This window comes from Tessaracoccus defluvii (assembly GCF_014489575.1).
Taxonomy (GTDB): Bacteria; Actinomycetota; Actinomycetes; order Propionibacteriales; family Propionibacteriaceae; genus Arachnia; species Arachnia defluvii.
In genome coordinates this window covers 630,603-642,696 of the sequence record NZ_CP060789.1, presented here as the reverse complement: position 1 = coordinate 642,696, position 12,094 = coordinate 630,603, and the positions used below count along the sequence as shown (strand labels likewise).

The window sequence follows — 12,094 nt, the reverse complement described above, 5'->3', positions numbered from 1 at the left end:
TCGGGCGGGGCCCGGCGACCACCGTCATCCGCGATTTGGGCGCTCCGGCCGGAATCGGGTAGGGTGGATCGTCGCGTGCAAACGCATGACCGAGTAGTTCCATCTCATTTCGTAAAGAGGCTTGCCCAGTGGCGAACATCAAGTCCCAGCAGAAGCGCAACAAGACCAACGAGATCGCGCGCCAGCGTAACAAGGCCGTGAAGTCCGGCCTCCGCACTCACGTCCGCGCCGCCCGCCTGGCCATCGCCGAGGGCGATCCCGCGAAGGCTGCCGAAATGGCTTCCGCCGCCAACCGCGCCCTCGACAAGGCCGTGAGCAAGGGCGTCATCCACAAGAACCAGGCTGCGAACCGCAAGTCGGTCATCTCGGCCGCCGTCGCCGCTCTCTGAGCTTTCCCCGCGGCTGATGCCGCAGCGCTCCAGCGCCCTGACCCTCGGTCGTCGGGGCGCTGTTTCGCGTACCCTGACGCCGATCGCTGACGGGGCAAGGCGCCCGTCCCTGACGCAGGGGTGCGGGCCTCAGCGGCGACGGAGCTGCAGGATCCCCAGCACCATCCGCTCCAGTGCGAAGGCCGCATCCGTAGCGGCACCCTTCACCTCGGCGTCGCCGGTCGCGATGAGCCGGATCGCGTCGGCGACCCCGCCCACCGACCAGTTGCGGCTCGTCTTGGCCAGATCCTTGATCTTGAAGGGCGGCACGCCGATCTGGCGGGCCAGGTCGGCGTCGCTCATCCTCGACCCGGAGGCCTCCAGGTAGCGACCCATCCCCCTGAACGACCCTGCGAGTGCGGAGGTGATGAGGACGGTGGCGGTGCCGGTGTCCAACGCCCACCGCAGCCGTTCCATGGCCACGGAGGCGTTGCCCGCAAGGACGGCGTCAGCGACGGCGAAGCTCGTCACCTCGGCGCGGCCCGCGAAGTAGCGCCGCACGTGGTTGACGTCGATCTCCTTGCCCTCGGCGTCGTCGGCGAGCTGCCCGACCGCCGCCGCGAGGGCCCGCAGGTCGTTGCCGACCGCACTGACGAGTTCCGCGGCCGCGTCGCCCGACATCCGCACCTTGCGGAGCTTGGCCTCCTCAGTCACGAACTTCGTGAGCTCCCACGGCTTCGGCGCAGCCACTGTACTGACAGGGACCTTGGCCTTCTTCAGCTTGTCGATCAGCCCTTTGCCCTTGACCCCGCCGGGGTGCACGAGCAGCAGGCAGAGCTCCTCCGGCGGGTTCGCCGCGACGGCCACGAGCTGATCGACGACCTGCGGCGGGCAGGCGCCGACGTCGTCGATGACGGCGATGATGTGTGACGAGAACAACGACCCGCCGACCACCTCGGCGAGCATCGAGTCCTCGAGCTCGGCGGCATTGATCTGATTGACGTCGGCCTCGGGATGCGCGGCCAGGGCGCGGGCCTTCACGTCCGCCACGATCCGCTGCGCCAGCAGCGCCTCGGGGCCGGAGACGAGCAGGGCGGTACCGAAGGGGGACATGCGCCTAGCTTGCCAGTCGCCACCGACGAACGGCCACCCCGCGACGATGCCGGGAATAACCCACGCCCAATCTAGTTGAACGTTGTATCAACCGAGGGTGAGTCACCGACCGGCGGAAGGAGCCTCCCGTGACGACGCTTCTGACCTACAACCTGGCCGTGCAGGCCTTTGACGAGCGCGACTACCGCACCGCCGTCGAACGCTTCAGCGAGCTGCTCGAGGCCGAGCCCGGGAACCACAACGTGCGCGAGTACCTGGCGCGGGCCCACTACCACCGTGCGGCGCTGAAGCCCGCCGAGGAGCACGCGCGTGCCGTGCTCGCCGAGGACCCGACGAACGAGTACATGACGTTGCTGCTGATCCGGTCGCTGGAGCGGCAGAGCCGTGGCGCCGAGGCGGCCGGCCTGCGTAGGGTGCTGGCCGCCCTCACCGGAGATCAGGAACACCTGCGTTCCCACAGCCTCGCCTGAGCGGGCACGGACGACGCGCGACCCCGGGGGCCTGTCCCCCGGGGTCGCTCCATGTCCGGGTGACGAAAGTCGTCTGTAACCTTTCGCTCACCCGGAAGGAGTTATGGGAGAGGAAGCACCGACAGACGAAGGGCGGCGACCGTGCAAGCAGCAGCGAACCCCACCGGGGACGAAGGTCCCCCGGCGGAGCCACTCCTGCCGGGGGACACCCACTCGGTGGTGGAGCGGTACGAGCGGATGGTCTACGGCATTGCGGTGAGCCACACCGATTGCCGTGACGACGCCGATGACGTCTACCAGGAGGTGTTCCTCACGTACCACCGGCGGCAGCCGGAGATAAACGACGAGCAGCACCGCAGGGCCTGGTTGATCACGACGGCGCTGAATTGCGCCCGGCGGGTCCGCCTCAGCTCCTGGCGGACCCGGGTCATCCCCCTCGACAGGACCGACACCGCCGCCGCCCCGGAGGAGTTCACGCTCGCCTCCGACGAGCAGAACGTGTTGTTCCGCGCCCTGCGCTCGCTCAGCGAGATCTACCGCAGCGTGCTCTACCTCTTCTACTTCGAGGATCTCCCGGTCGCACAGATCGCCGAGGTCCTCGACGTGAGTCCCGGCACCGTGAAGGTGCGACTGTCCCGAGGCCGCGCCCAGATGCGCGACCAGCTCCTGGGAGGGCTGTTTGATGAATAACGACGACATCTTCCGTGAGATCGCCGACCAGCTGCGCCCCTCACCCGAGGTGAGGGCCGACCTGCTGGCACGGATCGACGCCGAACCCGCAGGCTCCGAGGCCTCCGGCAACGGCCCGGCGGACCCGACACCCGCGGCGCCTGAAGCACCTCCTGCGGCCTGGGCTCAGCCCGTGGCACTCGCCCCCGTGCGGCGGCGCCGTCGCTTCCCGGCGTGGGGTGCCGCCGTCGCCGCGGTGGCCGCCGTGGCCCTCGTCGTCTCGGCGCCGGGGCTGCTCGGCCGACAGGCGGGCATGATCGACCTGTCGCCCGCGGATGCCGGCACCCAGGCGCCCCTGCCGCAGCCGACCAAGGCACCCCTGCCGGAGCTGACGAAGGCGCCGCCCGCGGAGCCCGACGCCTCCGACTACACGGAGATCTATGCGGCCGTGCTCGCCGGCCTGAAGCCGAAGGACTCCGGTGGCTGGTTCGACAGCTGGGGCTGGCCGTACGGCGGATTCGCGTCGGGCCGTGAAGACCATGACGTTGCGCAGCCGGCCGCACCGTCCGCCGAGCAGGGCGGAACCTGGGACACGAACGTGCAGGTCGACGGCATCGACGAGGGAGACGTCGTCAAGAGCGACGGGCGCACGATCTTCGTCGCCGCCGAATCCACGATCCGACTCGTGACCGCCGACGGCGCCGGCTCCCGCCAGCTGTCGCAGATCGACACCCGCGACCAGGCTGTCGCGAGCACCGACGGAACCCTGCAGGGGCCGGTCACCGACCTGATGCTCCACGGGACGACCCTGGTGGCGCTCGTGACCGACTTCACGCCCCAGATGACGCGCGGACTCTTCGGCCCCAGGCCCGACGCCTACCTGCCCTACGTGGCCAAGGAGACAAAGGCCCTGCTGTACGACGTGTCCGATCCGGCCGCCCCCCGCTTCCTGACCTCCTTCGGGCAGAGCGGGCAGGCCGTCACCTCCCGGCTGAGTGGCGACGTCCTGTACCTCGTCACACGCTACGACATCACCGATCGGGACACCGTCAAGGCGGAAGATCCATGGACATTCGTGCCGCAGGTCGAGGACTCGTCCGGCCGGGCCACCCTGCCCGCCGCCGACATCGAGCTGCTGCCGGAGCCCAGGGCGCCAGCTACACGGTGGCCAGCAGCATCGACCTGCGCCGGCATGCGCGCATCGACAGCCAGTCGGTCCTCGGCGCCGCCGACAGCGTCTACCTGACCCAGGACAACCTGTACCTGGCCTCGACGACTTACTCCGGCCAGGCCATCAGCGTCGACGGAGACGACCGCGTCCCCGAGTTCACCGGCTTCGACACCCGCACCGACCTCACCCGTATCGCCCTCAAGGACGGCGTCCTGACGGCGCAGGCCTCCGGCAGCGTGCCCGGCGAGATCGTCAACCAGTTCGCGCTCGACGAGCACGAGGGGTTCCTACGGATCGCCGTGACCCTGACCGGCACCACGTCGTCCGGTTGGACGTCCGGCCCGGCCCTCTACGTGCTCGACCAGGGTCTGAAGACGGTGAGTGTCCTGCCCGAGCTGGCCCCGGGCGAGACGATCGAGTCCGTCCGGTTCGCCGGCGACGTGGCCTACGTCGTGAGCTTCGTGCAGGTCGATCCGCTGTTCGCCATCGATCTCAGCGATCCGACCCGCCCCTCCGTGATGAGCGAACTCAAGATCCCGGGCTTCAGCACCTATCTGCACCCATGGTCGGACGGACTCCTGCTCGGCCTCGGCAGGGACGGCGATGCCGGGGGGTGGATCAACGGGATGAAGCTGAGCATGTTCGATACGTCCGACCCCTTCGCCGTCACCGAGGCCGCGACCCTGGCGGTGCCCTTCGACGAGGCGGCGGTGCTGAGCAACCACAAGGCGGTCTTCATCGACAAGGAACGCAGCCTGATCGGGTTCGCCGCCGCGTCCCACTCGGGCAGCCAGGACCTGCACTACCTGCTCTACCGCTGGGACGGCACCGCGTTCTCCCTGGTGGAGGACCTTCCCGTGGCCGACGTCTGGCCCACGAGCGCGGGCCAGAGCCTCACGGAGACGGTGCGCGGGCTCACCATCGGCGGGCACCTGTACGTCGCCTCCAACGCAGGGGTGGACGTCTACGACGTGGACACCGTCGTCGACGGCTCGGCCGTGAAGGTCGCAGCCCCGCGGTTCGGGGGGTAGGCGGACCTCCCGCTCCTCCTGCGAGCACGTCTCCCCGCCGCCACTATTAGGCCGTGTTGATCAAGAGGGTTCACTCTCCGCTGGGCGAGTCTTGAACGGTGACGCGGCAGGAGATCTCGGACGAGGTGTGGGCCGTGCTGGAGCCGTTGATGCCGACGGTGACCGGGAGGTCGAGGCCGTGGACGGATCATCGCCTCGCGGTCGAGGGTATGGCGTGGAAGTACCGCACCGGGGCGCCGTGGCGGGACGTGCCGGAGCGGTTCGGTAAGTGGAACTCGATCTACAAGCGGTTCAACCGGTGGGCCGAGGACGGCACCTGGGAGAAGCTGCTGGCCGAGGTGCAGAAGCAGGCCGACGCCGCCGGGAAGATCGACTGGGTCGTCTCGATCGACTCCACGATTGCACGTGTGCATCAGCACGGCGCGACACTGAAGCGTGACACAGGGGGCCCTGCCGAATCACAAGAATCCGTGGTTCGAGCCGCCTGATCACGGGATCGGACGCTCCCGTGGCGGCCTGACGACCAAGCTGCACCTGGTCTGCGACGGCCGCGGAAGGCCGCTGGGCATGGTCATCACCGGTGGGAATGTCAACGACACCACGATGATGCCCGCCGTGCTTGAGGACATCCGCGTGCCCCGCGACGGGAAGGGCCGGCCGCGCACCCGCCCCGACCGGGTGCTCGCCGACAAGGGCTACCCGTCGAAGGCGAACCGTGCATGGCTGCGCACGAGAGGGATCGCGGCCACGATCCCCGAGAGGGACGATCAGATCGCGCACCGCCGCAAGAAGCCAGGCCGACCGATCGACTTCGGCGATCAGCAGCAGGAACGCTACAAGGGCCGCAACGTCGTCGAACGCTGCTTCAACAAGCTCAAGCAGTGGCGCGGCATCGCGATGCGTTCGGACAAGCTCGCTCGCAACTATCGTGCCGCGATCAGCCTCGCTGCGACGCTGATCTGGATCAAGACGGACCTGTCCCGTCCGGCCTGGCCATAGGCCGGCCGGCGCCGCGCCGATGCGGCAGGATGACGGGATGAGTTCCTACGTTCGCCCTTTGATCGAAGCGCCGGTGTTCCGCGATGCTGACGGCGCGGTGATCAACTACGGGAGTCGGTGGCACGGGTCACCTCCGGAAGACACCTACTCGGTCGACACGCATCCCGAGCGGTTCGCACCGCTGCACGTTGTCGCTGACGCCCTTATCGCCCACCTCCGAGAGACGTATGACGTCGAGGTCGATGAGGGTGTTGAGGTGGCAGCGGATCTGCTGCGTCCCGCGTTTCATGATGTGGTGCGCGCGGTGCGGATACGTCCTAATGATCCGAAGTGCGCGTCCTTGACGTTGGTCTTCACCGCTTATCCGGGGATCTACATGCACGCGGGACTATTGCACGACTTCCACTACCCAGTCTGCGGTTGCGACGCTTGCGACTCGAACTGGGAGGCCGAAGCCGATGAACTCGAGCAGCAAGTGTTCGCGACCGTCAGCGGCAACTACCGAGAGACGATCGAACGCGGACTTCGCCCCTGGGTCGATTACGCCTTCACCTATCCCGACGGCGCGAGCTCCGGGAAATCCCGCTCCCAAGATCTTCCTGCCCAGCGCCTCAAAGACGCCAAGCCCGTCCTCCGCGACCTTCCCGTCGGATGGAATCACTGGCCGCGCCCGGCCCCGCCTCTTGATCAACACGGCCTAGGGCATCCCTAATTCTGGTTAAGACTGCTTGAAGGATTCCAAGTGATGGCTCCCGGTGTCCGCTCTTCGGCGGCCTTCATCGCGGACTTGATCGTGGAATACCCAGCGGAGTCGGGCCAGGTTGGTGTTGTCAGCTCACCAGCGTGTTTGAAACGCACGTAATATAGCAGTCCGTCTTGACCGAGGGGTTGCGGGGTCTCGCCCAATTCCAGTATTTCATCGGCCTTGGCGAGCTCAAACCAAAAGTCATAAGCCAGACCAACAATATCGACAGGTTTGTCCACGGAGCCCGAGTAACACCAAGAGCCGTTTCTGACGATCTTCATAGGTCTACCTTGGCATGAACGTTGCTAGCTAGAGACTCCGGGGAGACGTACTCAAAGGAGAGCAATAACCACCCCACTGCGCATCGGCATCCTGGGTGCTGCCGGCATCACCCCGAACTCCCTCATCGCCCCGGCGGCGGGCAACCCGTCCGTCGGGCTGACTGCGGTCGCCGCCAGGAACCGGGCCCGGGCCGAGGAGTTCGCCGCGGCGCACGGCATCGCGCGGGTGCTCGACTCCTACGAGGATGTCCTTGCCGATCCGGACATCGACGCCGTCTACATTCCCCTGCCGAACTCCGAGCACGGGCGCTGGACGGTCGCCGCCGTTGACGCGGGCAAGCACGTCCTCGTCGAGATGCCGTTCGCCTCGAATCTGGCGGAGGCAGAGGCCGTGGCAGCCCATGTCGCGGAGTCCGGGCTCGTCGTGATGGAGGCCTTCCACTACCGCTACCACGCCCTCATGGCGGAGGTGCTGCGCCTGGTGGCGGACCACACGATCGGCGATCTGGTCGACGTGTCCGCCTGGTTCGACATCCGACTCGAGGACCGCGGCAACATCCGCTACCAGCAGGACCTGGCGGGCGGCTCCACGATGGACCTGGGCTGCTACAGCCTGCACTTCGTTCGCAGCGTCGCCGGTGAGGAGCCGGAGGTCGTCTCCGCCGTCGCCCGGCCCTCCACCGACCCGCGCCTCGACGAGGCACTGACTGCCGAGGTGCGTTTCCCCAGCGGCGTGACCGGCACCATCTCCAGTTCCCTGCTGGAGGATGAGGAGCGGCAGACGGCGGTCGTCACCGGTACCCTGGGACGCATCGAGGTCGAGGGCTTCGTGCTCCCCCAGCTCGGCAACTCGCTCACCGTCATCGTCGGCGACGAGACCTCCACGATCGAGGTACCCCACGATCCGACGAGCTACGCGGCGCAGCTGCAGGTGTTCGTCGACGCCGTGCGGAGCGGCGCCGCGCTCCTGACGGGGCCGGAGGACTCGGTGGCGAACATGCGCGCCATCGACGCGATGTACGTGGCCGCCGGGCTGCAGCCGCGCGACTGACGGCAGGGGGCGCGGAGCCCCGGTGTCGCCCCGCGCCCCCTCCCGATCAGGAACCTGCCCGGAATACCCGTGCCGTGCCCTCCTGAGCTTTGTACACTGTGCAGATCGGTCTGGCGACGATCCCGGAGGAGGAAACCCATGGCGGCGCGCGGTCCCCGCGGAGACATCACCGCAGCGCTCATCCTGCGGGCCGCCGACCGGCTGCTAGGTGCGAACGGCCGCGTCGAAGGGATCTCGCTGCGGGCCGTCGCCGCGGAGGTCGGAGTGGCCGCCAACGCCCTGTACACCTATTTCCCCTCGCTGGACGCGATCTGGCACGACCTCGCCGACGAGCGTCTGGGGCGCCTGCACCCGCAGGAGCTGCTCGAGTATGAGTGCCCGCACTGTGCCCTCCTGGAACTCGCCGCCCGCGGGGAGACGGTCCTGTCCACGCCAGGAACGGTCTCGCTGCTGCGCCGGGGCCCCGTCCTGGGCCGCTCGTCGTTCGAGCTCAGCGAGACGATCATGACGCTCACCGAGCGCGGCTCCCTCGACCCCAGGGACGCCCACGACCTCATCGTCGGGTGGTTCTACGGCAGCGCGGTGCTGGAGGGCGAGGGCTGGACCTCGGGCACCGACGCCATCTGCGAGGTCGAGGCGCTCGCCGACTTCCCCCGCATCGCCGGACGCAGCCGGCCCGACCGCCACCGACAGGCCGAGGCGATCCTGCGCGGCATCGACCTCACCTGCTCGGCGACGCCATCCTGATCCCCCACCCACAGAAGAGAGGAGCCTCCCGATGGGCAGCTTCCGACACGTCCCCTTCCTCGATACCGACGAGGAAGGCCTGTCGCCTGCGACCAGCCATCCGGCCTACGTCGCCGCGGCCCCGGACTGGTTCTGGTCGGAGGACGATCCCCGGGCCCCGTTCGGCAGCGACGCCGGACACGACACCCTCAGCGCCCTGCACGAGCACTTCCGCGAGGGAGGCAGCGACGCACACGTCCCGGGCTGCGTCGCGAGCCTGATCGAGGACTGGAGGCTCGTGCCGGAGGAGATCTGGGACAGCTCGCAGGCCGAGATCGTCGCCTGGCTCGACGCGGACGACGACCACGTCGGGTTCCTCCACGCCGAGGTCAACGCCTACATCGCGGCCGCCTGCGGGCAGTTCAAGACCTCGGGGTGGATCCACCCTGCGCTGCGGTTCTGGGCGGAACGGGCCCTGATGCTCCTGGAACACGTCCTGGCCCCGTGGGGGCAGAAGGCCTTCGGCAGCCCGCCGGACCGCTACGCCGACAAGCTCTCCGCCACCCGCGCCGTCATCCAGGCCGCGCCGGAGCCGCCGAAGCGGATGCAGCTGCGCATGTACCGGCGACGGTAGCCCCGCGCCCGGACCGAGGACGCCGGCTGCGGGCCGCGTCGTCACCGCTGGGGGCGCACGCTCAGCGCGTCGTCGGCTAGGGTGACGGCGACGCTCCCCTGCTGGTCGGTGCGCGCCATCGCCATGCCGGAGTCCCGCGCCAGACGCAGCGCCGCCTCCGCCGGATGGCCGTAGTCGTTGTCCTCCCCTGCGCTCGCGACGGCCAGGGCGGCTCCGGTGGCGGCGAACAGCCGCGGCTCCTGCCGGGCCGAACCGTGGTGCGGCAACTTCAGCACATGCACCTCGAGCCCGATTCCGAGCCGGGCGGCGGAGCGCAGCGCGGCCGCCTGGCCCGGCGGCTCCAGGTCCCCCGGCAGCAGCACGCGCAGCCCCGCCACCTCTGCCACCCCGACGACCGAGGCGTCGTTCTCCGCCGAGCCCTCGCCGTCCTCCGGGCTGCCCGGCTGCCTGGGCGCCGCCCCCACCGCGACCGTGGTCCAGGTGACCTCCCCCACCCTGACCTCCTCTCCCGGCACCGCCGAGCGCACCTCCGCCCCCACCTCCCGGGCAGCGACCAGGAGCCAGTCGGGTGCCGGCCCGTCCCGGACGAGGACGAGCTCGGGCCGGACCCGGCCGAGGACCGCCGCCGTCCCTCCCGTGTGATCGGCGTGGTAGTGGGTCAGGACCAGCAGCGGCACCCGGCGGATCCCCAGGTCGCCGAGGCAGGCCGACACGCCGGCGGGATCCGGGCCCGTGTCGACGAGGACCGCGGCGCCGGGCCCTGCCCTCAACAGGGTCGCGTCCCCCTGTCCGACGTCGCAGAACACCGCCTGCCAGGGCCCCGGCCACCCCGGCACCACCGGCCGCACCACCCCGGCCAGCAGCACCACTCCGGCCAGCAGCAGCCCGCCGACCGGGTGCCGCAGCCAGCGGGCCAGCAGCACGCCGACGCCGACGACGAGGAGCGTCACCGCGAGGAGGCCGGGCGCCGTCGCCTCCCACCGCCACGTCGCCCCGGGGAGCCGGGCGCCGAGTCTGGCGATCCAGACGATGGGCTGGGCGGTCCAGCCTGCCAGCCATCCCAGCACCGCAGCCAGGGGCGCTGCCACCGCCGACGTCAGCGCCGCCGCGAGGCCCAGGACCGTGGTCGGCCCCACGAACGGGGCGGCCAGCACGTTGGCCGCGACCCCGACGAGCGAGACCTGGCCGCTCAGCCCGGTGACGATCGGCTGGGTGGCGAGCTGGGCGGCCAGAGACACCGCCAGCGCGTCCGCGAGCCACCCCGGTGCCCACAGCGCGACCGCCGCCCGGAACGTGGGCGCGACCAGCAGGATGCCCACGCACGCCGCGACGGACAGGGAGAAGCCGGCGGAGCGCGACAGCCACGGGTCCAGCCAGCACAGCACCAGCACGGCCACCGACAGGCTCCGCAGACTTCTCCGTCCCCGCCCGGCGCCGGTGGCCGCCAGGGCGATCGTGCCCATGGCGGCCGCCCGGAGCACGGAGGGCTCCTGCCCGCAGACCAGGACGAAGCCGGCCACGCCCGCGACGGCCGCTCCTCGCACCCACCAGCCCCGCAGACCGAGGGTCCGCACCAGCGGCAGCAGGACCGCGAGCAGCAGCATCAGGTTGGCCCCGGAGACGGCGGACAGGTGCGTGAGTCCGGTCGCCTGGAACTCCTCGCGCATGGCCTCGTCGATCCTCGACGTATCGCCCACCACGAGCGACGGCACCAGCGCGGCCTGGTCGGGCGGCGAATGGCTGACGGCGTCCCGGAGCCCGGACCGCAGATCGTTGGCGACCCGCTGCGCGGGCCCGGGCGGATGCGTGACCGCCACCACCGAGCGGACGCTCAGCAGCGCCGCCTCGCGTTCCGCGACCTCGGTGGCCGCCAGTCGTACCCGCAGCCGGTAGCCCGCCCCGTTGTCCAGCGTCGTCAGCGCCTCGCCTGCCTTGCCGCTGCCGAGCAGCACCACCGGGAAGGATCCCTCGATACGCCGCCCCCGCACCTCCGCAGCCGTCACCGTGCCGCGGGCGACGACCACGTCCTCACGCAGCTGGGGTTCGGTGCTGAGACGCACCTCCACGAGCGCGGCCGCGCTGTCAGCAGCGACCCGCGTGAGCGGCGACTCGTGCCTCTGCCAGGACTGCACCCCCGCCGTCACCCCCGTCACGACCGCGACGACCAGGCACATGGCCACCCACGGATGCCGGACCCGGGCCGCGACGACGGCGACCAGCAGAGGGGCCGCCACCACGGGGATCAGCACCGCGGGGCCCGGCCACCATCCCGCCGTGCCGATCCACGACCCGCCCCAGGCGGCGAGCGCCACCGGGACCAGCCGCAGGTCGTGGCCGTCGGTGCGGCTCATACCCGCACCAACGGAGCCAGCCGTTCGAAGGTCTTCGGGCCGATGCCGCTGACCTCCTGCAGTTCTTCGACGGCGGTGAACCGCCCATGCTCGGCCCGCCAGGCGAGGATCGCCGCCGCGGAGACGGGCCCGATGCCGGGCAGTTCCTCGAGCTGGTCCGCGGTGGCGGTGTTGAGGTCCAGCGGGCCGGCCGAACCGTCTCCCCCGCCCCCACCGCCGGGCTCGGAGATCACGCCGAGGGGCTCCTCTGCGGTGCCGACGATGATCTGCATGCCGTCGCTGACCGGCGCGGCGAGGTTGAGCTGCGCGGGATCCGCGTCTGCGCTGAGGCCGCCCGCGGCGACGATGGCGTCCTGGACGATCGCGCCGACCGGCACCCACACGACACCGGGCCGGGTGACGGCGCCTGCGACGTGGACGCGGGCCGTCTGCGGCGAGGGGGACGGCGTGGGTTCGGCGTGGGCAGTCGTCACCGCGGTGGTCAC

General features: G+C 70.2%; 11 protein-coding genes and 2 pseudogenes. 9 read left to right on the top strand and 4 right to left on the bottom strand.

The window, feature by feature from the left end; all coding sequences use genetic code 11:
- The first annotated feature begins 128 nt into the window (after window positions 1–128).
- Entirely contained in the window at window positions 129–389 is a 261-nt protein-coding gene (gene rpsT / locus H9L22_RS02980) for a 30S ribosomal protein S20 (protein WP_187721535.1), read from the top strand.
- Between the two features lie 129 nt (window positions 390–518).
- Here rpsT and holA read toward each other — a convergent pair whose 3' ends face one another.
- Complete coding sequence (gene holA, locus H9L22_RS02975; protein WP_187721534.1) at window positions 519–1,481, bottom strand: DNA polymerase III subunit delta; 963 nt, start codon at window positions 1,479–1,481, stop codon at window positions 519–521.
- A gap of 128 nt (window positions 1,482–1,609) precedes the next feature.
- On the opposite strand from holA, the gene H9L22_RS02970 reads away from it, so the two are divergent.
- The 5 genes and pseudogenes from H9L22_RS02970 (at window position 1,610) to H9L22_RS02945 (ending at window position 6,533) form a co-directional block, all read left to right on the top strand.
- On the top strand, window positions 1,610–1,951 hold the full coding sequence (locus H9L22_RS02970; RefSeq protein ID WP_187721533.1) for a tetratricopeptide repeat protein: 342 nt from the start codon (window positions 1,610–1,612) through the stop codon (window positions 1,949–1,951).
- 141 nt (window positions 1,952–2,092) lie between these two features.
- The gene (locus H9L22_RS02965; protein ID WP_187721532.1) at window positions 2,093–2,641 is read left to right on the top strand and encodes an RNA polymerase sigma factor; all 549 of its coding nucleotides are present in this window, start codon (window positions 2,093–2,095) and stop codon (window positions 2,639–2,641) included.
- Window positions 2,634–4,822, top strand: a pseudogene (locus tag H9L22_RS20240) (beta-propeller domain-containing protein). Before H9L22_RS02965 ends, H9L22_RS20240 begins: the two are co-directional and overlap by 8 nt.
- Window positions 4,823–4,920: 98 nt before the next feature.
- A pseudogene (locus H9L22_RS02950) lies at window positions 4,921–5,821 on the top strand (IS5 family transposase).
- A 37-nt stretch (window positions 5,822–5,858) separates the two neighbouring features.
- Window positions 5,859–6,533 (top strand): DUF6226 family protein, encoded by a 675-nt coding sequence (locus H9L22_RS02945; protein WP_187721528.1) that lies wholly within the window; start codon window positions 5,859–5,861, stop codon window positions 6,531–6,533.
- Here H9L22_RS02945 and H9L22_RS02940 read toward each other — a convergent pair.
- Complete coding sequence (locus H9L22_RS02940; protein ID WP_187721527.1) at window positions 6,530–6,847, bottom strand: hypothetical protein; 318 nt, start codon at window positions 6,845–6,847, stop codon at window positions 6,530–6,532. The two genes, H9L22_RS02945 and H9L22_RS02940, sit on opposite strands and share 4 nt — an antisense overlap.
- Window positions 6,848–6,911: 64 nt before the next feature.
- Between H9L22_RS02940 and H9L22_RS02935 the strand changes: the two genes are divergently transcribed.
- The 3 genes from H9L22_RS02935 to H9L22_RS02925 all read left to right on the top strand — a co-directional run bounded on the left by H9L22_RS02935 (window position 6,912) and on the right by H9L22_RS02925 (window position 9,258).
- The gene (locus tag H9L22_RS02935) at window positions 6,912–7,898 is read left to right on the top strand and encodes a Gfo/Idh/MocA family protein (protein WP_320060609.1); all 987 of its coding nucleotides are present in this window, start codon (window positions 6,912–6,914) and stop codon (window positions 7,896–7,898) included.
- A gap of 138 nt (window positions 7,899–8,036) precedes the next feature.
- Window positions 8,037–8,645, top strand: a complete 609-nt coding sequence (locus H9L22_RS02930; RefSeq protein ID WP_187721526.1) for a TetR family transcriptional regulator — start codon at window positions 8,037–8,039, stop codon at window positions 8,643–8,645.
- Between the two features lie 31 nt (window positions 8,646–8,676).
- A complete protein-coding gene (locus H9L22_RS02925; protein ID WP_187721525.1) occupies window positions 8,677–9,258 on the top strand; it encodes a hypothetical protein in 582 nt (193 codons plus the stop codon).
- A 41-nt stretch (window positions 9,259–9,299) separates the two neighbouring features.
- On the opposite strand, the gene H9L22_RS02920 is transcribed toward H9L22_RS02925, so the two are convergent.
- Window positions 9,300–11,609, bottom strand: a complete 2,310-nt coding sequence (locus H9L22_RS02920) for a ComEC/Rec2 family competence protein (RefSeq protein WP_187721524.1) — start codon at window positions 11,607–11,609, stop codon at window positions 9,300–9,302.
- A complete protein-coding gene (locus tag H9L22_RS02915; RefSeq protein WP_187721523.1) occupies window positions 11,606–12,094 on the bottom strand; it encodes a ComEA family DNA-binding protein in 489 nt (162 codons plus the stop codon). The genes H9L22_RS02920 and H9L22_RS02915 overlap by 4 nt, the downstream gene beginning before the upstream one ends.